A 22,020-nucleotide genomic window follows, 5' to 3' on the forward strand; every position below is an offset into this window, starting at 1 on the left:
TCTGGGTCGTCCCGATCGCCACGTCCTGCTGCGATCGTCTGCTTGTCAGCGTGCTTTCGGTGCCTCGTTCAGCACGAGCTCGATGGCCTTGGCCGCGCGCTCCCGCCGCTCCTGTGCGGTGTTCGCGGGTCCGAGTCCGTCGATCGCCGAAGCGATCCTCCCAGCGACGACGGGAGCCGCGAACGACGTTCCGCTCCACACCGCGAACCCGCCGCTGAAGTCATCCGGATCGATGGACGAACGGTGCCTGCCTTCGAACCAGCGGGAGCCGGACGGGTTGAATCCACCGTTCAGGTGCGGCATCGTGCTGACGACCGACGCGCCGGGTGCCCAGGTTCTGACCCACGGCCCGTCGTTGCTGAAGAGCGCAACCGTGCCGTTCGGGTTGAGTGCGCCGACCGAGACGATCGGCGTTGCCTCGTCGTCCGGCTGCACGAGGGACCCGTCGCCGCCTGGCCAGTCCCACAGCGCTGCCGGGAATTGCGGGCGGTCGGTGGAATCGTTGCCCGCCGAACAGACGACGACAGTGCCGGTGCGCCCGATGGCGGAGAGCAGACCGTAGAGCGTGAGGTCGTAGAGGCCGTCCTGTGGCGTCTCGTGGTAGTAGCCGAGCGACAGGACGAGCACATCCAAACGGATGCCCGGCTTGCCGTGCTCGTCGTCGGCCACCAGTTGCGCCACGCTCGCGAGTGCATCGAGCAGCTGGTCCTCGCCCACCGTGCCGTCCGGCTCCACGATGCGCCAGGCGATGATGTCGGAGTCGGGACTGGCCTGGTGGATGAGCCCGGCGATGAAGGTGCCGTGGCCGGCAACCGAGTCGAGGGCGCCATCGAGAGGCCCGTCGACATCACCATGCACCTCGCTGTCGTGCTGGGCGTCTCGATATCCGATCGGCTTCACCGTGCCGTCTGGAAGGGTCAGCGATACGTCGCGGCGCACGACCTCGTCGCCTTCGCGTTCGTCGAACCAGGGATGGCGCCCGCATCCGCTGTCGAGCACCGCCACCACCGATCTGTCCGACCGTGCCGAGCGCGCAGGCGGCGGCAGCGTGACCGCCACCGGCTGCAGTCCGCCCGTTCCCGGGTACGCGTAGCCGACGACCGCGCCGAACGCGCCCGTGACGGGATTCGTCCTGTCATACGGGTTCGTCCTGTCGTACGGGTTGGTGCGGTCGTACGGGTTGGTGCGGTCGTACGGGTTCGCCGCCAGCGTCGCGCCGACCTTGAGAACATGGTTCAGGCCGACGCCGGGGAGCTTGTTGCCGGGCGCCAGCATCCTCGCGCGTTGCAGCACGAGCCACGCATTGGGAGCCTGGGTGCTGCCCTCGCCCGGGACGATCGCAACGCGCTGAGCACCGAGTGCTCCCGTCGCCCACGGGTGCTGCTGGGAACGACGAGCCCTCGCGTCGTGGTCCTCCGGCAGGGCGGCCACCGAAACCATGTGCTCTCTCGGGATGCTCCAGCCGAACGTCTCGGCCGCACGGCCGAGAAGCTCGAGTGTGCCATCGACGTCGCCGAGCGTCGAGACGAGCAACTGGTCTGGCGCGTACACGGTCGGATGTGCCAGCACTCCCGGCACCGGGATGGCGTTGGCGGCCTCTGACGTGAGCGTCGACGCTTCGGCCGGTGGCAGCTCCGGTTTCCAGTGCCTCACGTGGCGCAACGGGTTGGCGTTCTCTGGCATGCTCGGGTCCTCCGGTTCAAAGTGTGAAAGCCGCCGTCGTCCAGACGGTCGGTCCATCGGATGTCTCCGCCAGCCACACGGTCGCCGTGCCAGGCCGTACGCCCACGAAGGCGAAGCGGCCGAAGGCATCCGAATCGACCGAGCGTTCCCGGCCGTCGACCTCGATGCGCGCGACGCCGGCCGTCGCCGGCGCGCTCCACCCGTCGATGCGGAACCCCTCCGGCTCGCGCGTGATGCGCAGCAGCACCTCGTAGCCGTCGGAGGCGAATCGCAGCGTGCGCTCGCCGTCGCCTCGCACGTTCTCGAACGCGAGCTCTTCGGCGAGGAGCTCGAGCACGACGAGGTCGCCGTCGAGCTCCGTACGCTCGATCGCCTCGAGGGCCAGCGCATCGAGGTCTGCGGGTGGCGGGTCGCTTCGTTCCCACATGTCGCGAAGGGCGGCGAGAAGTTGCGGATCTCCGAGCGTTTCGGGTGTCATCGGATCCCCTCCGCTTTCAGCACGGTTCGAAGTCGGTCAAGGCAACGGGAACGGGTGGGGCCGATGCTTCCCACCGGCATCCCTGTCTCGGCGGCTATCCGGTGATAGTCGGGACGTTCGTCGAACGCGACGATGCGTAGAAGCCGCTGGCAGCGTTCGGAAAGTGTGTCGACGCTGCGCCAGAGCACGGCATCGGAAATGCGGCGAACGGCGGCGTCTTCCGCGGACGGTGCCGCTTCGAGACGTGGTTCGAGATCGATCGTTTCGACGGGTGTCGAATGGTCGAGCTTCTTCACCGTTCGCCAGGCCTCACGTCGCGCCGTGACTGTGAGCCAGGCGTACACGGCGGCCGGATCGTCGATCGAGGCGTATCCCCTCACGAACTTGGCCCACGTCTCCTGGACGACGTCTTTCGCCGTCGACTCGTCGAGCCGATGGGCCCGCACGACGTGCCAGAGCACCGGGTTCATGGTCTGCACCAGCCGGCTCATTGATTCGCGGTCGCCGTCGAGCCACGAGCGGAAGGCATCCGCCGCCACCGCATATGCGGGACGGGCGGATGCCTCCCCGGGTTCACCATGCCCCATGGACACCACTGTGGCGTGCAGGTCGGGTTGCGGCAAGACGATCACTCCGGCCGAATGACAGCGATCGGTTGCGTGGCCTCCGAGGCGATGCGGTCGAGAAGACGCGCTCGCTGCTCGGAAGTGCGATCCGTCGGGTATATCGCGGTGTCTTGCCCCTGCTCATCGGTCATGGTGAACCACCTCTCGACAGTGCAAGAGCGGATGTCCGCCCGCCTGATACATGGGGAACCGGAATTGCTTGCACACCCTCAAGCACCGTGTTGCTTCAGCGGCCGTTGTATCAGCGCGCCCTCCTGCTGCTCTTCCCCAGTGCAACCGATTCCCACCTGGAAGCGCGAACACGAGGAGCAAACATGTCTGGAGTGCATCCCCCGCTGCCCAACGAGGTGCCGGGAGGCCTGCCTGAGCTGATCATCGGCCCGGACGGCCGTGTCTACGCCGCCTCGGCCAACACCACCATGGTCGTCGTCCCCAGTCGCGGGCGCCGCCATCGGTCCGTCCATCGGCGCTGACGTCGCCGCCACTCCTCAGTACCCAGACGCGTCGCGGGGCCCGGCGAGAGACTCAGACCCAGCCGTCGACCGCTTGCATGAAGCCGTCGAAGTCATCGCGGTTCACGGTGTGACCCGCGCCGGGCACAATGCGCACCTCGAATCCGAGGGCGCGCAGGCCGTCGGCCACATCGGTACTGACCAGCCGAGAGTCGTCGGCCAGCACGAGCAGCGAAGGAACCGCCATCGTCGCGGGAGGCGCCATCTCTGCGCCGTTCAGAAAGTCGAGAGCCCGCCGGTCGAAGCGCGAGAAGTCCTCGACCTCGATCTCGACGTCCTCTTGCGCCCACCGGGGGTTGGCCTTGGCGACCGCCGCCGCGTTGGAGGAGAGAAGCCTGCGCAGGAACAACGGGGTGAGCATGCGCTGCCACCAGGCGACCTTCGGCGGCGTGAACGCCGGGTCGACGTAGATCGCGCGTTGCGGCTGCAGCCGGTCGACGGCCCTCGACAACGTCAAACCGCCGAGCGAGTGCCCGATCGCGAGCTCAGGATGCGCCGGAACGCTCTGCAGGAGGCTGTCGGCGAGCAGGTCGAGGGTGTATCGCTCCGCACGCGGGCTCTGCCCGTGCCCCGGAAGATCGACGGCGATCGCGCGGTATCCCTTGTCGGCCAAGGCCGGACCCAGCACGCGCCAGTTCCCCGAGCTGGAGAAGATGCCATGGACGAGCACGGCGATGCGGTCGCCCTCGCCCCATTCCCTCGTGAAAAGCTGCATAACTGCAGGTTATCGTGTCAGTTCTCGCGGCCGTGGTAGCGCTGCTGTGCCGCGAGCAGGCCGTCCGTGGTCACAAGCTCCACGGCATCCGCCGCATCGGAGACGAGGTTGGGAAGCCCCTGTCTCTCGCTTGACGTGAACGGGCTGAGCACGTGGTCCGCAGCATCCGTTCGCCCGGGTGGACGCCCGATGCCCACCCGCACCCGAACGAACTCCGGGCTGCGCAACGCGCTCGCGATGTCGCGTACGCCGTTGTGCCCACCGTGGCCGCCACCCGACTTGAGCTTGAGGGTGTCGAACGGGATGTCGAGTTCGTCGTGCACGACGATCAACCGCTCGGGCTCCAGGGAGTAGAACCGCATGAGCTGCGCGACGGGGCCGCCCGACACGTTCATGAACGTGTTCGGCTTGGCCATGACCAGGCGAGGGCCGCCGGGGACGATGCGTCCCTCGGCGACCCTCGCGTTGGTCTTGTGCGACTTGAAAGGCGCGGATGCCCGGCGCGCGAGCTCGTCCACCACCATCTGCCCGATGTTGTGGCGGGTGCGCTCGTACTGCGTGCCGGGGTTGCCGAGGCCGACGATGAGCCAGGGCTGTTCCGCCATACCGTGCGCCTAGCCGGTGAGCTACTCCGCCGACTCTTCGGCGGTCTCGGCCTCGGCGGTCTCGGTCGCCTCTTCCGTTCCCTCGGCCGCGGCGGCGGAGGGAACCGTGATCGCCACGACGAGCGCGTCAGGCTCGCTCACGAGCGTGGCACCGCTCGGCAGCGGGATGTCGGCCGCGGTGATGTGCGTGCCGTCTTCGAGACCGTCCACGTTGACGACGACGCGCTCCGGAATGTGGGTCGCTTCGGTGTCGATGAGCAGCGTCGAGAGGTCCTGCACCACGATGGTGCCGGAGAACGACTCGCCCTCGATGTGCACGGGAACCTCGACCTGCACACGCTCGCCGAGGCGAACGGCGATGAGGTCGATGTGCTCGATGATCTGGCGCACCGGGTCTTTCTGCACGTCCTTCACGAGGGCGAGCTGCGAAGTGCCATCGATGTCGAGGTCGAGCACGGCGTTCGCCTTGCGCAGGATGAGGCCCATCTGGTGCGCGGGCAGGGTGACGTGCTGCGGGTCGACGCCGTGCCCGTAGAGCACGGCCGGGATCTTCCCTGCGGCACGGATCTTGCGCGCAGCGCCCTTGCCGAATCGGTCGCGGGTCTCCGCGACGACCTTGTTGCTGTCGTCAGCCATGGTGATGTCTCGCTTTCGGTGGGCTAGCGGCCCACGTCGTTTTGGGGATTCGTTGTCAACTCGTGCTGCATGTCAGCGTGAGGACAGACGTGAGCCTGGTCCACCGCGTCGATCACGGATGCCCGTGCCGCATGAGCGGCGCACCGCACGTTCGCGCGGCCGGCATCCCTCGCCGAAGTTCGGTGTCCCAGCCTACCAGGCCCAGGAACGCAGGCAGATCGTTCCCGCTACAGACAGATCGCGCCGCAACAGGCAGATCGCACCTGTTTCCGAGAGGAGAGCGCGATCGTGCCTGTTTCGCCGCAGCGAGCCGGGGAAGGAGGGCCTACCAGTCGTGCATGCTTCCGTCGAGCAGGCGGTTCACGGGCAGGTAGGCGCCTGCGTACGGGTGCGCAGCAGCGACCTCGTCGTCGTACTCCACGCCGAGTCCAGGAACATCCGACGCGTCGAGCATGCCGTTCTGGAACGTGTACGTAGTGCGGAATACCTCGTGCGTGACGGGAGCGTGGCGCATGTACTCCTGGATTCCGAAGTTCGGGATCGCCAGTCCCAGGTGAACGGCGGCCGCCAACCCGACCGGCGAGATGTCGGTGGGGCCGTGGGCGCCGGACTTGATCTGGTAGACGGCCGCGAAGTCGAAGATGCGCCGAAGGCCTGTGATGCCGCCCGCGTGCGTGACGGGGCTGCGCACATAGTCGATGAGCTGCTCCTCGAACAGCTCCCGGTAGTCCCAGATGGTGTTGAACACCTCCCCGATCGCCAGCGGAGTCGTCGTGTGCTCGCGCACGCGTCTGAGCACGGCCTGGTTCTCGGCCGGCGTGACGTCTTCGAGCCAGAACAGGTCGTACGGCTCAAGCGACTTGCCGAGCTTGGCAGCCTGGATGGGGGTGAGTCTGTGATGCGCGTCGTGCAGCAGCGGCAGCTCGGGTCCGAACTCGTTGCGCACGGCTTCGAAGACCGTTGGAATGTGGCGCAGGTAGGCGCGCGTGTCCCAGGTCTCCTCCACGGGCAGGGCGCTGCGCCGCGCCGGCTCGTAGTCGTAGCGGGCATCCGTTCCTGCAGCGGTTCCCGCCTCGGCGTTGCGGCTGGACGCGACGCCGTACACGGAGGGCAGACCGGGGATGCCGGTCTGAATGCGGATGGCGCGGTACCCCTCCTCGAGGTGCTCGCGAATCGAATCGAACAGCTCGGGCAGCTCCAGTCCCGATGCGTGCCCGTACACCGTGAGACCGTTCCGGCTCCTGCCGCCCAGAAGCTGGTAGAGCGGCATGCCTGCTGCCTTGGCCTTGATGTCCCACAGCGCCGTGTCGACGGCGGCGATCGCGGCCATCGTGACGGGTCCGCGCCGCCAGTAGGCACCGCGGTAGAGGTACTGCCAGGTGTCTTCGATACGGCTCGCGTCCCGCCCGATGAGCAGTGGAACGACGTGCTCCGAGAGATACGCGGCGACGGCGAGCTCGCGACCGTTGAGCGTCGCGTCGCCGAGGCCCGTGTACCCGTCGTCCGTCGTGATGCGCAGGGTCACGAAGTTGCGGCCGGGGCTCGCAACGAGCACCTCGGCGGACTGGATCAGCATGTCTCTCCTTGGGTTTCAGTTCACGTACACGCGTTTGGCCAGACCCGGCTGCAGCACGTCGAGCGCCTCAGGCAGATCGAGGCCGTGTGCACGACCCCATGCCTCGATGGTGGCGAGGGATGCCTTGCCGGGCTCGTCGCCGGCATCCAGCCTCGCCGAGACAATGGCGGCTTGCCGCTGCCTGAGCTTGTGCAGGTCACCGTCTGCGATCTGCGTCAGCCGGTGGGCTATCCGTGGGTTGGCGAAGCGGGTGCGGAGCGCGGCGAGGAATGCGTCGATGGTCTCGTCGTCGAACGGCAGAAGCACCCTCGCTTCCGTCCAGAGCTGCTCGAGGACTGCCCTGCATTCCTTGTCGCCGAACGATTCGGCGACGGTGTCGTGTCCGCGCGGCAGTCCGATCGCTGCGAGCAGCGTGTGGCCAGCATTGAGGAGCCACAGCTTGCGGCGCTCGTACGGCTCGATGTCCTCGACGAAGCGCGCGCCGGCCAGGTCCCACGACGGACGTCCCGCCGGGAAAACCCCGCTCAATACCCACTCGCTGAACGGCTCGGTGACAACAGGTGCTGCGTCGTCGTATCCGGTGAGGGTGCGCGCGGTCTCGCGATCGGCATCCGTCGTGCCGGGCGTGATGCGGTCGACCATCGTGGAGACGAACGAGACGTTCGCCTCGGTCCAGCTCGCCAGGTCGGCGTCGCCGATCTCGTCGAGCACGATACGGCGAAGCGCCTCGCCATTGGCACTCAGATTGTCGCAACTCACGAGCGCGATGGGACCGGCGGATGCCCTCGCCCGCGCCGCCAGACCGCGCACGATGCGCGCCGCAGGCGTCTCCGTGGCGTTCTCGCCCGGCTGCGTGCTTTCGTACCCGCGCTCGGTCACCGTCACGGTGAGGATCGCCACGGCCGGATCGGCGATGGTGCGCTCCCATGCCGAGCCCGCGCCGTCGTGCGCCTCGCTGATGGACTGCACGATCTCGGCCGTGTCGCCGTCCGCCGCTCGTGTGATGAGCGTGTAGACGCAGTCCTGCGCTGCCAGTGCTCGCGCCGCTTGCGGGGAGCGACCGGTGAACGCCGCGATACCCCATGGAGCGGGGCTGCGGCCATCCGCTCGGCTTTCCGCGTCGGCCCTCTGCGTGTACCAGGCCTGATGCGCACGGTGGAAGTGCCCTAGCCCGAGATGCGCGATGCGCACGGGATGCCGTGCGGTGCGCGCCTCAGAAATCGATGACATGCTCGTCTTCGTCGCCGCGCTCGCCCGATGCGGCACGCACTGCGCGCTCGTGTGCAGCCCGCACGAATGCGAGGTTGCCTGCGGTGCGCTCATCAAGGGGCTCGATCGTCGAGAAGTCCTCGAGCGTGACCCAGGCGTCGTAGCCCACCTCGACCAGGGCGGCGAAGTATGCGCCGACATCCACCTGGCCGTCGCGCAACTGCTCCCAGCTCTCCCGCCACACGAGCGAGCCGTCCTCGCGCCTTTGCTCGGTTGGATGCCACGCCACGCTCTTCACGTGAACGTGCGCGAGGTACTCCCCCAGCAGCTGGAACCCGGCGAGGTAGTCCTCGTGTCCTTCGATGACGAGGTTGCCCGAGTCGTGGATGACCCCGACGTGCTCCGGGTCGAGACCGTCCACGAGCCGATAGGCGGCGGACGCAGAGGAGACGATCGTGCGATGGTGCAGCTCGATGACGGCCTGCACGCCGTGGCCTGCGGCCCGTTCGGCCACCCATTCCAGGTCGCGTCTGGCGCGGGAGAACAGGTCGCGATAGTTGCCCGTGCCGAGCGCGGGCATCGTGACGCGCACCCGGGGCGCGCCGAGCTCGGCGGTCGCGGCGAGCATCCGCTCGGTGTTCTCGCGGTCGTGGACGCTGGTGTAGCCCCCGATTCCGGAGAATTCGAGACCGGCCTCATTCGTGATGCGCGCGATCTCGGAGAGGTGGTCCTCGAGCCCGGTGAGCGGCCAGGTCGCCCGATTGCCCGCCCAGAATCCCGGCTCCGGAGCATCCTGCTGGTTCGTGATGCGCCACTCGATGCCGTCCCAGCCCTGAGCGGCGAGCGCCGCAGCAGCCTCGGCAGGGGTCCACTGCGGCGTGGAGGCGGTGAACACGGAGAACTTCATGCGCGCACGCCCTCCTTTCTGATCTCGGTGCGAACATCCTCGTCGTCGTACGTGCCGGCGAGCACGTCGTCGACGAGCACCTCGCTGCCAAGGGTCGCCGAAAGGTAGACGGATCGCACGACCGCGAGCGACAGCAGTGCATCCGCCACCGTGACGCCCGGCCGGCGACGTGAGCGGATGGCGTCCACGATGTCGTCGTACTGCCTTCTGTGCCCGATCACGAACGCGTCGGCGCCGCGTTCGCTGCCGAACAATTCGGATGCCTCGACGAGCTCAGCTGCGCGGTTTCCGCTTGCCGAGCGGGTCGGGTCGGCGTTCGCGGCGGCATCCGCTCGACCGCCAGAGGCGAAGTAGGCCAGCTGGTCGCTCTCGATGATCGCCGACCCGTTCGAACCGTGCACCTGCACCCGCACGGTCAGGCCAGGGTAGGCCGCGGTCGTGGCGTGCAGCACGGCGATCGCCCCGTTCTCGAATCGCACGGTGGCGACTGCCGTGTCTTCCACCTCGATGCGTTCGTGCGCGAGGCGCGCGGTGTGGGCGTACACCGCAACCGGACGGCCGAGGAACCACACGAGCAGATCGACGGTGTGCACGCCCTGGTTCATCACGGCGCCTCCGCCGTCGAGTTCCCATGTGCCGCGCCACTGGCCGGAGTCGTAGTACTCCTGCGTGCGCCACCACGCCACGGATGCCACGGCGCTGGTCAGCGTGCCGAACTCGCCCGAGTGCGCTGCATGAGCAACGACGACCGACGCCGGGTCGAACCTGTGCTGACTGATCACGGTGGTGATGAGTCCTCGCCGCTCGCCCTCTTCGGCGAGTTCGAGGATGCGCCTGCCCCGCGCCACCGAGACGTCGAGCGGTTTCTCGATCACCACGTGGCTGCCCGCTGCCAGAGCCGTCTCCGCGAGCCGAACGTGGAGACCGCTCGGAGTGAGGATCACGACGAGGTCGACGGGATGCTCCGCGAGCGCCCGCCCCAGATCGGCGAAGATCGCGGGTCGCGGCAGACCGCACTCCTCGGCGAGAGCCGCGACGCGCTCGGCGGCCGGAGTCACCGGGTCGACAAGGGAATCGATGGCGACGTCGCCTCGTGCCGCGAGTGCGCGAACGTGGTTGTCGGCGATGACGCCGCAGCCCACGATGGCGGCCGTGAGTCGCTGTGATACGTCGGTCATGCTACGGAGACCTCCACCTGGTCGAGCAGACGGGCGAAGGCCCTGGCGGCCGTGCCGAATGCGCGGGGGCCGGAGAACCCGCCGAGCGAGAACGCGTCGGCCAGGTGCGGTTCGAGCGAGGCGAAGCCGCGGTAGCCGGCATCCCGCAAAGCCGTGACGGTTTGAAGCAGTTCGCCGTCGCCCTCGCCCGCCGGAACGACCTTGCCATCTGCTGCCAAAGCGTCTTTCACCTGCAGGTACTCGACGTACGGGGAGAGCGGCTGCCAGCCGTCGGAGTACGGCCGCACGCCGCACTGCACGAAGTTGGCGTTGTCCCACGCCAGACGCAGGGCGTCCGAGCCCACGGACTCGACGATGTCGAGCACGCGCTCGGGCACATCGCCGTAGATCTCCTTCTCGTTCTCGTGCAGCAGCACGACGCCTTCGCGTTCCGCCAGATCGGCGAGCGCACGCATGCGCACGAGCACGTCGTCGCGGATCTGCTCCACCTGAATGCCGTCAGCGCGATAGAACGAGAAGATCCTCACGTAGCGCGACCCGAGCGCATGAGCTGCCGCGATAGCCCTGCCCAGCCGTTCGACCTCGTGCTCGACGGGCAGCGAAACATCGACCTTGCCGATCGGAGACGCGATCGCGGACACCCCGAAGCCTGCGCCGTCGAGCGCCGACTTGAGGCCCGCGAGCTGTTGCTCGTCGAAGTCGACGACGTTGACGCCCCAGGCGCTGCGCACCTCGATATGCCTGGCCCCGAGTGCTTCGAGCACGGCGATCTGAACGTGGGGATCGTCGTCGATCTCGTCGCCGAATCCGGAGAGTTGCCAGGTGACGTCGCCTGCCACCGTTGGAGAGCTCATGTCTTCGACCCTAGGCAGAGCTGCAAGGCGGCTGCAAACGTTTGCCAGGGTTTGCCACGGAAGCGTCGCGGCGTCTGCGCGTGCGTCTGCTCCTTGGCCGGGGGATCACCTGAACGGGCCGGCGGGCTTCCGCTGTCACAAAGTGCGAATGTCGGCGCCGGGCACCCGCTTTTTGCGACAGCGGAACGAGCGTCGGCCGGCGCGACCTTGCGATAACGCCCGAACGGCCCGCGATCAGCTGATCATCTCGTGGAATCCGGTGAGCACGGAGCTTCCGCCCGTGATACCGAACACCTCGAGCGAGAGGATGCGCGTGACGGGCACCGAACCGTCGGACGACGGCGGATGCTGCGCGTCGTATTGCACGTCCGAGCCGTTGTCGAGAACCGCCTGGAACGACGCGCAGTAGGTGTTCACGCCGCCGCTGAAGGACATCGACGTGGCGACCGTGTCGGTGCCTGCGCCTTTCGAATCCCGCGTGTCCAGTCGGAATCCGGGGATCGTCACGCTGTCCATGGAGAGCTTGAGCACCGTTGCCGTGCTGCCGTCGGACAGGCGAACGGTGGCGAGGCCCACGTAGCGAAGACCGGAGAACGACAGCGACGACCCCTGCAGCAGAGCCGGCTTGCCCGAGAAGACCGGCGAGTCCGAGGGCGGAGCGATGAGCTGCGGGCCGGTGGGAGGGGCTGGCGCGCCGGTTGCGTCGCCGCTCGCCGTGCCGCTTCCCGCTCCGCTGCCTCCGCTGTCGCCCGACCCTGCACTCGGAGAAGGCGACGGGCTCGACGGAGCGGACGGGCTCGGCGTGGGCGTCGAACAGTTGCCGATGAAGCCGAGGATGCAGGTGCCTGTCGCCTCGGCCGCTGCCGCCCGCTGCGGCATGGCCGCGGCCAGCCCCAAGGTGGTGACGGCTGCGAGCGCGACGACGAGGGCGCCACCGGAGACCCGGCGCGACGCGGCCCTGCGCCGCGTTCGACGGCCGGCCGGGCGGCCGGGGTGCTCGTCCGCGACCGCCGCGGCGTCGCGGGACAGCACGGCCTCGTTGCCGGCGTCATCGCTCGTCGCGTCGCCCTCAATCCCTTCTTCGACGAGCGCCGTGTTGGCACTCGTGTCGTCGGCCTTCTGGTCGTCTACCTTCGCGTCATCTACCGTTGCCTCGTCTGCGTTCGGCCCGTCTGCCTTCGCGTTGTGTGCTGTGCGCGGCATCCACGACACGATCAGCACGCCGCCCACCGCCGCGAGGATCATGCCGACGAAGAATCCGCCGAGGTTGACACCCACGAGCGAGTACACGGCCACGACGAGCCCGATGACGCCGTAGAAGATGCGGTGCTGCGGCATGACGGCCGCGAGAATGCCCACGAGTGCCAGCACGATGGGGATCAGCATCGCCTGGAAGCCCTCGATACCCACCTGCACGCGCATGCTTCCGACGCTGAGTTGCCCGGAGAAGAACATCTCGGCGCCGGCCAGCACCATCAGCAACCCGCCGACGAACGGGCGCTCACGACTCCAGGTCGTGAAGGCACGCCACCATCCGCTGAGGGTCTGCATCGTTCTTCCCGTTGTTCTCGCCGCTGCGATCAGAAGCAGGTCTGGCCGTCGGTGAGCTCCAGGTGCAGGCCGGCGAGGTTGAACACCGAAGCCTGCGTGCTCCACGCCGTCTGCTGGAGGTTGTTGATCTCCACCGAGTCCGCGTCTTGCGCGAAGTCACCCGCCGAACCCTTGGCATCCGTGTTCACGGTTGAGGCGTCGACACCGATTCGGATGTTGTTGAACGTCGCGTCCCCCTTGAGATCCGTCATGCCGATCTGAAGGTTCGTCGCTGTGGCCGGCGTGCCGCCGCCACCAGCCGTGATCTTGAGGCCCATCGGCATGCCCGGAACCACGACCGATTGGCAGAGGTCGTAGAGCTTGGCGCTGGCGATGTTCGCCACCGACACCGGATGCGTCGAGCCGTCTTTCAGCTGAGCTGTTCCGGCGTATTGCGAGAATCCGGTGCCCTCCAGCTTCGATGCGCCGACCTGGAACGTCGATCCTGAGACGGTGAACGCAACGGGCACGGCGCCCTGTGCCACGCCCGTCATGAGCAGGCTCGCGGCGATTCCGACAGGGATGGCGGCAAGAGCGACACGACCAGCCCGCTTCGCGGTGAGGGAACGCAGCTTCATAGATCCTCCTTGATCCAGACGTCACTACTGACCGAACGTCAGTAACTATCTACCACGAGTCGGCGAGCTAGCGCCAGTCGAATGTGTCGACCCGCGAACGGGGCACGTTTTCGCAGCCGACTCGAACCGCCGGCTCGGCTCCCGCGCACCCGGCCGACCCTATGCTCGAAGCCATGCCTTCCGAGCGCCGAATCCGCATGACGCCGGAGGATCGCCGTGCTCAGCTCGTCGCCCTCGGCGTCGCCGCGCTGGCGGATCGACCACTCGACCAGTTGAACATCGAGGACCTGTCTGCCCAGGCCGGGGTCTCACGCGGTCTACTCTTCTACTACTTCGACTCCAAGCAGGGCTTCCATCGCGAGGTTGTCAGGGCGGCGCGGGACGGCATGCTGAATGCCACGGAGCCGCAGCTGGAACTGCCGCCACTGCAACGCTTGCATGTCACGCTTGCGAAGATCGTGGAGTTCGTACGCGACCATCGCAGCACGTTCGTATCGCTCGTGCACGGCGTGGCCAGCGGTGACCAAGAGGTGCGGGCCGTCGTCGAGGAAGCCGAGCAGATCCAGACCCAGAGGGTGACCGCCGTGTTCCGCGAGCTCGGGGTTCCGCAGTCGCCTCTGCTGAGCGTTGCCCTGCGTGCCTGGGTCGCTTTCGCGGAGCAGGCTCTGGTGGAAGGCGAGCTCGTCCCTGGCGCGGAGGGTGACGAGTCCGCGCGGGAATTCGTACGGTTCCTGGAACGAAGCGTGCTGGCGATCGTCGAGTCCGTCGCCGGTCCTGTCCCGGGTTCCGCCGGCGGGACGTAGCCGAAGTTCCAGGTGCACCTTGGCAATCGGTTGCCATTTTGTTGCCAAGCCTTCCGCCCGTTGATTGGCTGTCGGTATGCAGGCAGCGAGCAACGGTGCACCCCGCCCAGTGACTCTCGCCGACATCGCCCGGCAGGCCGGCGTCGCGGTGTCGACGGCGTCACGCGCGCTGTCCAATCCAGGGAGGGTGAACTCGGCAACTCGTGAGCGCATCGCCGGCATCGCCCGAGAGCTGGGGTACTCCCCTAATTCACCCGCGAGGGCACTCACCTCCGGCAGAACCGGATCCATCGCCGTGCTCGTCTCCGACGTGACGAACCCGTTCTACTTCGGGATCATCAAGGGAACGCAGCGGCAGCTGAAGGCATCCGGGTACTCGCAGCTGCTCATCGACACCGACGAATCCGATCAGAACGAGGACGACCTGTTGCACAGGCTGCGCTCGTCGTTCGACGGTGCCGTTCTCGCCGCCTCGAGGCTGTCCGATCGGGTACTCGCCGAACTCGCTTCGGAGCTGACGCTCGTCGCCGTCAACAGGCAGACCAGAGGCGTCTCCACGGTCTTCATCGATACGCCCAAAGGCATCGAACAGGCGGTCGAGCATCTGGTCTCGCTCGGCCACCGTGATCTCGCCTACGTCTCTGGACCCGAGACCTCATGGCCCAACGAGGGCAGATGGCGCAGATTCGTGAAGAGCGGAAGGGCGCACGGCGTGACCACCCGCCGCCTCGGTCCGTTTTCGCCCCTGCGGAGTGCAGGGGCTGCGGCTGCTGACGCCGTGCTCAACACGGGCGCCACTGCGGCGATCGCCTTCAACGATCTGCTCGCGATCGGGATGCTGCAGCACCTGTCAGCGCGCGGCATCCGGGTGCCAGACGAGATCAGCATCGTCGGCTGCGACGACATCTTCGGCGCGGACTTCTGCAATCCGCCTCTGACCACACTGACGGCCCCCATCGAACAGGCCGGGCGGCTGGCCGTGACGCTGCTGCTCGCGCAACTGGATGCCGGCGCCGCCCCGGTTGCGCGGCGCGGGCTGACGCTGCCTACGCATCTCACGGTTCGATCGTCGACCGGGCCAGCCCCCGCGCACGAAGCGACCACCGATCAGGAGGACCCCACCCCATGACCGCACTGAACCACCACCCCGACCGGCTCCTGCCCGCCGATCCGGCAACGCGCGACGTGGCCAGGCGGCTGTACTCGGAAGTCGCCGACGCTCCCATCTACTCCCCGCACGGCCATGTGGACGCACGAATGCTGCTCGACGACGAGGCCTTCGGCGATCCCGCCTCGCTGCTGATCACGCCGGACCACTACGTGACACGCATGCTGCATGCCGTCGGAGTGCCGTTCACCCGGCTCGGGCTGCCCAGGAAGGGCGGCAAGGACGACGCCGTGTCCGAGCAACCGGCATCCGGTCGCGAGATCTGGCGCAGGCTGTGCGAGAACTGGGACGCCTTCCTGGGCACGCCCGTTCGTTACTGGTTCGAGAGCGAGTTCACCGACGTGTTCGGACTGACGGATGCCCCGTCGCCGCAGACCGCGGACGCCCTGTACGACCAGTTGTGCGACGCACTCGGCCGCCCGGAGTTCCGGCCGCGCGCGTTGTTCGACAGGTTCCGCATAGCGGTGCTCGCCACGACTGACGACCCGGCAGACGACCTCTCTGCGCACCTCGCTCTGCGCGACGACCCCTCGTTCACCGGTCGAGTGGTGCCGACCTTCCGGGCCGACAGGTACATGCATCCGCTCCGGCCGGACTGGCCGGCGGCCCTCGAAACGCTCTCCGCCGTGTCGAACATCGACTGCGGCACCTACTCCGGGCTGCTCGATGCCCTTCGTTCACGCCGCGCCTATTTCAAGGCCGCCGCAGGGACGGCCACCGACACCGGCGTGATCGATGCTGGAAGCGATCCGCTCGAGCCGGAGGAGGCCGAGCGTATCCACCGGGAGGCGTTGGCCGGCACCGTGAGCCGGCGGGATGCTGACGCGTACCGCCGCAACATGCTCTATCGACTAGCGGAGATGAGTGCTGAGGATGGGCTGGTCATGCAGCTGCACGCCGGCGTCATCCGCAACCACCACCAGCCGACGCTCGATGCGTTCGGGCCGGACACCGGCCACGACCTGCCCGCCGTCGGGGCTTACACAGTGCCGCTCACGCCCATCCTTCGGGATTTCGGCGTGAACCCGACGTTCCGGCTCGTGCTGTTCACCGTGGACGAGACTCTGTTCTCGCGGGAGATCGGGCCGCTCGCCGGTTTCTACCCGAGCGTCTACGCGGGCGCGCCGTGGTGGTTCCTCGACTCCCCGGCCGGCATCTGGCGGTACCGGGCCGCCGTCAGCGACTCGGCGGGTTTCACGAAGACGAGCGGCTTCATCGACGACACGAGGGCGTTCTGCTCGATTCCCGCACGGCACGACATGTCGCGCCGATCGGATGCCGGCTACCTGGCATCCCTCGTCACCTCGCACCAGCTGTCCGAGGACGACGCGCTCGGCGTGGCCAAGAGACTGGTCGCGGACATCCCGGTCTCGACCTTCCGCCTGTAAGTGCGGCCGAAGGCCACCTGTCTACGCCACCTTGCGGCGAGTGCGCCACATCTTGTGGCGCTCTCGTCGCAACCTGGCGCGGTCCTACGCGAGACCGCGCTGCAGCGTGTGGGCGACGGCGCTAGAGGTTGATCATGTGGCCGACGAGGCCGTGGAAGGCATCCTGCATCGACTCGGAAAGCGACGGGTGCGGATGCACATTGCGCGCGAGTTCGAGCGCCCCGAGGTCCCATTTCTGAGCGAGCGTGAGCTCCGGCAGCAGCTCCGAGACATCGAGCCCCACCATGTGACCGCCGAGCAGCTCGTGGTACTTCTTGTCGGCGACGAGCTTCACGAAGCCACGGGCATCGCCCAGCGCGTGAGCCTTCGCGTTCGCCAGCATCGGGAACGTCGACACCTCGACGTCGTACCCCGCATCGCGCGCCTGCTGCTCGGTCAGGCCGAAGCTCGCCACCTGCGGCTGCATATATGTCGCTCGAGGCATATTGCGGTAGTCGCCCAGCGTCATGGTCTCAGCGCCGCCGATCGTCTCGGCCGCGACGACGCCCTGGGCCTCGGCCACGTGCGCCAGCTGCAGCTTGGCGGTGACGTCGCCGATGGCGTAGATGCCTGGCACGTTGGTGCGCATGTAGTCGTCGATCGCGATGGCGCCCCGCTCGGTGAGCTCGACGCCCGTATTTTCCAGCCCGTAGCCCGTGACGTTGGCGGCGAATCCGACCGAGATGAGCGCCTTGTCGGCAGTGATGCTGCCTTGCGCGCCGTCCGCACCCGTGTAGGTCACCGTCACCTGATTGCCTTCGTCGACGACCGTCTCCACCTTCGTCGAGGCCAGGATGGGCACGCCGAGCGCCTTGAAGTGCTTCGTGACCTCCTTCGACACGTCAGCGTCTTCGTTGGGAAGCGCGCGGTCGAGGAACTCGATCACGGTGGCCTGCACGCCGTAGTTCGCCAGGATGTAGGCAAACTCGAGACCGATCGCGCCCGCACCGACGATGACCATCGATTTCGGCAGGTCGCGGGTCAGGATGAGCTCCTTGTACGTCACGACGTTGTCGCTCAGCGTCACGCCTGGCAGCAGCCGTACCGTCGATCCCGTCGCGATGATCGCGTTGTCGAACGTGAGCTGCTCGGTTCCTCCGGCCGCGAGCGCGACGTCCATCGACTTCTGGCCGGTGAAGAATCCGTGCCCGTCGTACTGGGTGACCTTGTTCTTCCGCATCAGGAAGTTGACGCCCTTGGCCCGGGCATCCGCCACCTTGCGGCTGCGGTCCCAGCCCACTCCGTAGTCCGCGTGGATGTCGCCGGAGATGCCGAACTCGGCTCCCTCGCGTGTGACGAGACCGAGTACCTCGGCGTTGCGGATCAGGGTCTTGGCCGGAACGCAGCCGATGTTGAGGCATACCCCGCCCCAGTACTGCTGCTCGACGATGGCCACCTGCAGACCCAACTGCGCGGCGCGCACCGCGGCGACGTAACCGCCGGGGCCGGCTCCGAGCACGACGACGTCGAAGTGGGGCATGGGATTCCTCCTGTGTGTGCTTGAGGGTTCTACTATTCCGCAGCGGCCAACTGTCCGCAGGCGCCGTCGATCTCCTTGCCGCGGGTGTCGCGGAGGGTGGTCGGAACTCCGGATGCCTCGAGCCGGCGCACGAACTCATCCGTGACATCCTGCTCGCTCGCGGTCCAGATCGAACCCGGCGTCGGGTTGAGCGGGATGGGGTTGACGTGTACCCAGCCGCGGCCCCGCTCGTTGAGCTTCTGCGCTAGCAGATCGGCACGCCATGCGTGGTCGTTCATGTCTTTGATGAGTGCGTACTCGATGGAGACGCGACGGCCCGTCTTCTCGAAGTAATAGCGGGCGGCATCCAGCGCCTCGTCGACCTTCCAACGCGAGTTCACCGGGATGAGCTCGTCGCGCAGCCCGTCGTCCGGCGCGTGCAGCGAAAGGGCGAACGTGAGTGGGATGCCTTCATCCGCCAGCTTGCGGATGGCTGGCACCAGACCGACCGACGACACCGTGATGCCACGTGCAGACATGCCCAGGCCGTCCGGCTGTGGGGCGAGCAGCGTGCGCACGGCGCTCATCAGGCGCTTGTAGTTGGCAAGCGGCTCCCCCATGCCCATGAAGACGATGTTGTGTACGCGCTCCGCTTGACCGGACGCGCGGTGGCCGAGTTCGCCGTCGGCGATTGCCCGGTTTGCGGCGACCACCTGGTCGACGATCTCGGCGGCCGAAAGGTTGCGCGTGAGTCCTGCCTGGCCCGTGGCGCAGAACGGGCAATTCATACCGCAACCGGCCTGCGACGAGATGCACAGCGTGATGCGTCCCGGGTAGCGCATGAGCACGGATTCCACGAGGGCTCCGTCGAAAAGCCGCCAGAGGAACTTGATGGTGCGCCCATCGTCGGTGCGCAGCCGACGAACCTCCATGAGCAGCGGAGGCAGCAGAGTGGAGACGAGCTCTTCCCGGCCGGATGCCGGAAGGTCGGTCATGGCCGAGGCATCCGTGGTGCAATGCGTGAAATAGTGCGTGGAAAGCTGCTTGGCGCGGAAGGCGGGCAGGCCGAGCTCTTCGACCTTCGCCTTGCGTTCCGCTGGGGTGAGGTCGGCGAGATGCGTCTCGGGCTGCTTGCGGCGAGGCGACGCGAACTGCAGCGCTGGGCGTCCGTCGGCCGCGAGCTGCTGCGTCCATCCCTCGGTCGTAGGCCGAACCTGGGGCCGTGACGTCGCCTCGGCATCGGCGCCGTCCGCACGCCCTGCGCCGCGCCCGGCCTGCCTGATCGTCGTCTCGCTCACCGATCAATTGTGTCAGGCCGCCGCTGGGCGTTCACCGCCACTGCCCGTCCGAACCCTGTCGGTGGTACAGCTTGATGCATGCCTGAGACGAACGAGCGCGTCACGCGCACCGTGGAGTTGGACGTCACCCTTCCGGTGGCCGAGCCGGTGGGCAGAGTCGAGGTGCGACGCATCCGCATGCTCGCCGGCACACCAGCGGGTGCCCATGTGCACAACGGTCCCGTCTTCGGAACCATTCTGAGCGGCCGCGTGCGGTACGCGTTCGCAGGCGGAGCAGAGAGCATCCTCGGGCCGGGCGACGTGTTCTACGAGCCGCAAGACGTTCGCATCGACCATTTCGACGCGCTCGAAGACGCCGTCGAATTCATCGGAGTGTTCCCGCTGCAACCCGGCCAAGACGCCGCGATGTCGCCCGCCTGAACCTAGTTCGTCTGAAGCTCGTTCGACTGCTGCTCGTTCGACTGCTGCTCGTTCGACTGCTGCTCGGTCGCGTGACACTCGGTGCCGGGCCCGACGCTCAGGGCGCCTGGCGCTCCTCGCCGACGTCGGCCGCAAGCGCGGCACGGATGTCTGCCACGGTCTGCCCGACGGACCCGTCCGAGCGGAACACCGCACCGAACTCGTCTGGTCCGAGTGGCTCGAGCGCCGCGAGCTGGGAGCCCAGGAGCCCGGCCGGCATGTACTCGTGCACCCGCACGGCCAGCCGCTGCTGAAGCGTGTCCGGCTCCGGATCGAGGTGAGCGAAGAAGGTGTCAGGCGCATACTCCCTGAGCAGGTCGCGGTAGCGGCGCTTGAGGGCGCTGCATGCCACGATGACGCCGTCGCCCACGGCGAGGCGCTCGCCGATGGTGCGCAGCCACGGCTCCCTGTCCGCGTCGGTCAATGGGATGCCCGCGCGCATCTTCTCCTTGTTGGCGGCCGGATGCAGGTCGTCGCCGTCGATGAAGACGCGCCCAGAGGCATCCGCGAGGGCATCGCCCACGACCGTCTTGCCCGCGCCGGATACCCCCATGAGGACTATGGCGGGCAGCTGGGCGGGAGGCACGACGGTCATGCTCCCCATTCTTCCGGATGTCGCGCTGTGCGGGCGGCCCCCGACACGAAGGGGAATGCAGGGTCCCCTAGAGTGGAAACCCCTGGGTGGGATACCACCTCAGGTGACGCTCCCCGAGTTCAGCCCCGTCTTTCTAGGAGAAGTGCCGTGCCAGAAGTGTCGAATACGGTGAAGTCCGTTGCGAACATCGGTGTTGTCGGGCTGGCGGTGATGGGCTCGAACCTCGCCCGCAACCTCGCCAGCCGCGAGGGCAACACCGTGGCGATCTTCAACCGTTCGTACGAGAAGACCCAGACACTGCGCGACGAACATCCGGAGGCGGGATTCCTTCCGGCGTCCAGCTATGAGGAGTTCGCCGCGACGCTGTCCAAGCCCCGCACCGCGATCATCATGGTGCAGGCCGGACGCGGCACGGACGCGGTCATCGACGAGCTCGTCAAGGTGTTCGAGCCCGGCGACATCATCGTCGACGGCGGCAACGCGCTGTTCACCGACACCATCCGCCGGGAGAAGGCGGTGCGGGAGACGGGCATCAATTTCGTCGGCGCCGGCATCTCCGGCGGCGAAGAGGGCGCACTGAACGGTCCGTCGATCATGCCTGGCGGCTCTGACGAGTCGTGGGTCACGCTCGGGCCGATCCTGCGCTCCATCGCGGCAGTGGCGGAGGGCGAGCCGTGTGTGACGCACGTCGGGCACGACGGGGCTGGGCACTTCGTGAAGATGGTGCACAACGGCATCGAGTACGCCGACATGCAGCTCATCGCCGAGGCGTACGACCTCATCCGCCGCGGAACCGGCAAGAGCCCTTCCGAGATCGCCGACATCTTCGCCGAATGGAACAAGGGCGAGCTGGAGAGCTACCTCATCGAGATCACGGCCGAGGTGCTCAGGCAGGTCGACGCCGAGACCGGAAAGCCGCTCGTCGACGTCATCCTCGACCAGGCTGGCGCCAAGGGCACCGGCGCATGGACCGTGCAGACCGCGCTCGATCTGGGTATCCCGGTCTCCGGTATCGCCGAGGCCGTGTTCGCGCGGTCGCTCTCGAGCAAGCCGGAGCAGCGGAAGGCGGCATCCGACCTCCCGGGCCCCAGCGCGCAGTGGCACGTGGAGGACGCCGACGCTTTCGTCGAAGATGTGCGACAGGCGCTCTACGCGTCGAAGATCATCGCCTACTCGCAAGGCTTCGACGAGATCGTCGCAGGCGCCGAGCAGTACGGCTGGGACATCAAGAAGGGCGACATCGCCGCCATCTGGCGCGGGGGCTGCATCATCCGTGCGCAGTTCCTGAACCGCATCACCGAGGCGTACGCCGACGACCCTTCGCTTGTCGCTCTGCTCACCGCGCCGTACTTCAAGGACGCCCTCGAGCGCACCCAGGAGTCCTGGCGCCGCGTGGTGGTTGCCGCAGCACAGGGTGGCATCCCCTCCCCCGCGTTCGGCTCGAGCCTTGCGTACTACGACGGTCTGCGGGCCGACCGACTGCCCGCGGCGCTCGTTCAGGGTCAGCGCGACTTCTTCGGAGCCCACACGTACAAGCGCGTCGACAAGGACGGCGTGTTCCACACGCTGTGGTCGGGCGACCGCTCCGAGATCGAGGCCGCGCCGTCGTCGCACTGATCACCTGCTGAGCGCTCAACAGGTCAGCGCTCGTCCGCGGTCAGCGC

Annotated in this window: 22 protein-coding genes; 6 read left to right on the forward strand and 16 right to left on the reverse strand. The window is 67.6% G+C overall.

Annotated features, from left to right (window positions below; genetic code table 11):
- Positions 1-45: 45 nt before the first annotated feature.
- The 3 genes from ACO2Q7_RS04865 to ACO2Q7_RS04875 are packed head-to-tail and all read right to left on the reverse strand — an operon-like array spanning position 46 to position 2,748.
- The gene (locus ACO2Q7_RS04865) at positions 46-1,683 is read right to left on the reverse strand and encodes a S8/S53 family peptidase (protein WP_423354494.1); all 1,638 of its coding nucleotides are present in this window, start codon (positions 1,681-1,683) and stop codon (positions 46-48) included.
- A gap of 16 nt (positions 1,684-1,699) precedes the next feature.
- Positions 1,700-2,161: a hypothetical protein gene (locus ACO2Q7_RS04870; RefSeq protein ID WP_423354495.1), complete on the reverse strand. Its 462-nt coding sequence runs from the start codon at positions 2,159-2,161 to the stop codon at positions 1,700-1,702.
- Entirely contained in the window at positions 2,158-2,748 is a 591-nt protein-coding gene (locus tag ACO2Q7_RS04875; protein ID WP_423354496.1) for an RNA polymerase sigma factor, read from the reverse strand. Before ACO2Q7_RS04875 ends, ACO2Q7_RS04870 begins: the two co-directional genes overlap by 4 nt.
- Before the next feature lie 353 nt (positions 2,749-3,101).
- On the opposite strand from ACO2Q7_RS04875, the gene ACO2Q7_RS04880 reads away from it, so the two are divergent.
- Entirely contained in the window at positions 3,102-3,260 is a 159-nt protein-coding gene (locus tag ACO2Q7_RS04880; protein WP_423354497.1) for a hypothetical protein, read from the forward strand.
- Positions 3,261-3,312: 52 nt separating this feature from the next.
- Here ACO2Q7_RS04880 and ACO2Q7_RS04885 read toward each other — a convergent pair whose 3' ends face one another.
- From ACO2Q7_RS04885 to ACO2Q7_RS04930, 10 genes are all read right to left on the reverse strand, one after another.
- The gene (locus ACO2Q7_RS04885; RefSeq protein ID WP_423354498.1) at positions 3,313-4,014 is read right to left on the reverse strand and encodes an alpha/beta fold hydrolase; all 702 of its coding nucleotides are present in this window, start codon (positions 4,012-4,014) and stop codon (positions 3,313-3,315) included.
- Between the two features lie 17 nt (positions 4,015-4,031).
- Entirely contained in the window at positions 4,032-4,619 is a 588-nt protein-coding gene (pth, locus tag ACO2Q7_RS04890) for an aminoacyl-tRNA hydrolase (protein WP_423354499.1), read from the reverse strand.
- Positions 4,620-4,640: 21 nt separating this feature from the next.
- Positions 4,641-5,255 (reverse strand): 50S ribosomal protein L25/general stress protein Ctc, encoded by a 615-nt coding sequence (locus ACO2Q7_RS04895; protein WP_423354500.1) that lies wholly within the window; start codon positions 5,253-5,255, stop codon positions 4,641-4,643.
- A gap of 325 nt (positions 5,256-5,580) precedes the next feature.
- Positions 5,581-6,831 (reverse strand): D-mannonate dehydratase ManD, encoded by a 1,251-nt coding sequence (gene manD / locus ACO2Q7_RS04900; protein WP_423354501.1) that lies wholly within the window; start codon positions 6,829-6,831, stop codon positions 5,581-5,583.
- A 15-nt stretch (positions 6,832-6,846) separates the two neighbouring features.
- A complete protein-coding gene (locus tag ACO2Q7_RS04905) occupies positions 6,847-8,061 on the reverse strand; it encodes a mannitol dehydrogenase family protein (protein ID WP_423354502.1) in 1,215 nt (404 codons plus the stop codon).
- A complete protein-coding gene (locus ACO2Q7_RS04910) occupies positions 8,045-8,947 on the reverse strand; it encodes a sugar phosphate isomerase/epimerase family protein (RefSeq protein WP_423354503.1) in 903 nt (300 codons plus the stop codon). Before ACO2Q7_RS04910 ends, ACO2Q7_RS04905 begins: the two co-directional genes overlap by 17 nt.
- A complete protein-coding gene (locus ACO2Q7_RS04915; RefSeq protein ID WP_423354504.1) occupies positions 8,944-10,125 on the reverse strand; it encodes a Gfo/Idh/MocA family protein in 1,182 nt (393 codons plus the stop codon). The genes ACO2Q7_RS04910 and ACO2Q7_RS04915 overlap by 4 nt, the downstream gene beginning before the upstream one ends.
- The gene (locus tag ACO2Q7_RS04920; protein ID WP_423354505.1) at positions 10,122-10,979 is read right to left on the reverse strand and encodes a sugar phosphate isomerase/epimerase family protein; all 858 of its coding nucleotides are present in this window, start codon (positions 10,977-10,979) and stop codon (positions 10,122-10,124) included. Before ACO2Q7_RS04920 ends, ACO2Q7_RS04915 begins: the two co-directional genes overlap by 4 nt.
- Positions 10,980-11,213: 234 nt before the next feature.
- Complete coding sequence (locus ACO2Q7_RS04925) at positions 11,214-12,530, reverse strand: DUF6114 domain-containing protein (RefSeq protein ID WP_423354506.1); 1,317 nt, start codon at positions 12,528-12,530, stop codon at positions 11,214-11,216.
- A 29-nt stretch (positions 12,531-12,559) separates the two neighbouring features.
- Entirely contained in the window at positions 12,560-13,147 is a 588-nt protein-coding gene (locus tag ACO2Q7_RS04930; RefSeq protein ID WP_423354507.1) for a DUF6230 family protein, read from the reverse strand.
- Between the two features lie 173 nt (positions 13,148-13,320).
- On the opposite strand from ACO2Q7_RS04930, the gene ACO2Q7_RS04935 reads away from it, so the two are divergent.
- The 3 genes from ACO2Q7_RS04935 to uxaC all read left to right on the forward strand — a co-directional run bounded on the left by ACO2Q7_RS04935 (position 13,321) and on the right by uxaC (position 16,506).
- Entirely contained in the window at positions 13,321-13,950 is a 630-nt protein-coding gene (locus tag ACO2Q7_RS04935; protein WP_423354508.1) for a TetR/AcrR family transcriptional regulator, read from the forward strand.
- A gap of 76 nt (positions 13,951-14,026) precedes the next feature.
- On the forward strand, positions 14,027-15,079 hold the full coding sequence (locus ACO2Q7_RS04940; protein ID WP_423354509.1) for a LacI family DNA-binding transcriptional regulator: 1,053 nt from the start codon (positions 14,027-14,029) through the stop codon (positions 15,077-15,079).
- A complete protein-coding gene (gene uxaC, locus ACO2Q7_RS04945) occupies positions 15,076-16,506 on the forward strand; it encodes a glucuronate isomerase (RefSeq protein ID WP_423354510.1) in 1,431 nt (476 codons plus the stop codon). Before ACO2Q7_RS04940 ends, uxaC begins: the two co-directional genes overlap by 4 nt.
- Before the next feature lie 121 nt (positions 16,507-16,627).
- Here uxaC and lpdA read toward each other — a convergent pair whose 3' ends face one another.
- Together lpdA and rlmN are read right to left on the reverse strand one after the other, a co-directional pair.
- Positions 16,628-18,025 carry a dihydrolipoyl dehydrogenase gene (lpdA, locus tag ACO2Q7_RS04950; RefSeq protein ID WP_423354511.1) on the reverse strand — a complete coding sequence of 466 codons (1,398 nt, stop codon included), beginning with the start codon at positions 18,023-18,025 and terminating at the stop codon, positions 16,628-16,630.
- Between the two features lie 32 nt (positions 18,026-18,057).
- Positions 18,058-19,287 carry a 23S rRNA (adenine(2503)-C(2))-methyltransferase RlmN gene (gene rlmN, locus ACO2Q7_RS04955; RefSeq protein ID WP_423355964.1) on the reverse strand — a complete coding sequence of 410 codons (1,230 nt, stop codon included), beginning with the start codon at positions 19,285-19,287 and terminating at the stop codon, positions 18,058-18,060.
- A 93-nt stretch (positions 19,288-19,380) separates the two neighbouring features.
- On the opposite strand from rlmN, the gene ACO2Q7_RS04960 reads away from it, so the two are divergent.
- Positions 19,381-19,722 (forward strand): cupin domain-containing protein, encoded by a 342-nt coding sequence (locus tag ACO2Q7_RS04960; protein ID WP_423354512.1) that lies wholly within the window; start codon positions 19,381-19,383, stop codon positions 19,720-19,722.
- Positions 19,723-19,819: 97 nt separating this feature from the next.
- Here ACO2Q7_RS04960 and ACO2Q7_RS04965 read toward each other — a convergent pair whose 3' ends face one another.
- Positions 19,820-20,356: a gluconokinase gene (locus tag ACO2Q7_RS04965; RefSeq protein ID WP_423354513.1), complete on the reverse strand. Its 537-nt coding sequence runs from the start codon at positions 20,354-20,356 to the stop codon at positions 19,820-19,822.
- A 156-nt stretch (positions 20,357-20,512) separates the two neighbouring features.
- Here ACO2Q7_RS04965 and gndA point away from each other — a divergent pair, with 156 nt between their 5' ends.
- Positions 20,513-21,973, forward strand: a complete 1,461-nt coding sequence (gene gndA, locus ACO2Q7_RS04970) for an NADP-dependent phosphogluconate dehydrogenase (protein ID WP_423355965.1) — start codon at positions 20,513-20,515, stop codon at positions 21,971-21,973.
- Positions 21,974-22,020: the final 47 nt, after the last annotated feature.

The organism is Rathayibacter sp. KR2-224, assembly GCF_049446075.1.
Classification (GTDB): Bacteria; Actinomycetota; Actinomycetes; order Actinomycetales; family Microbacteriaceae; genus Humibacter.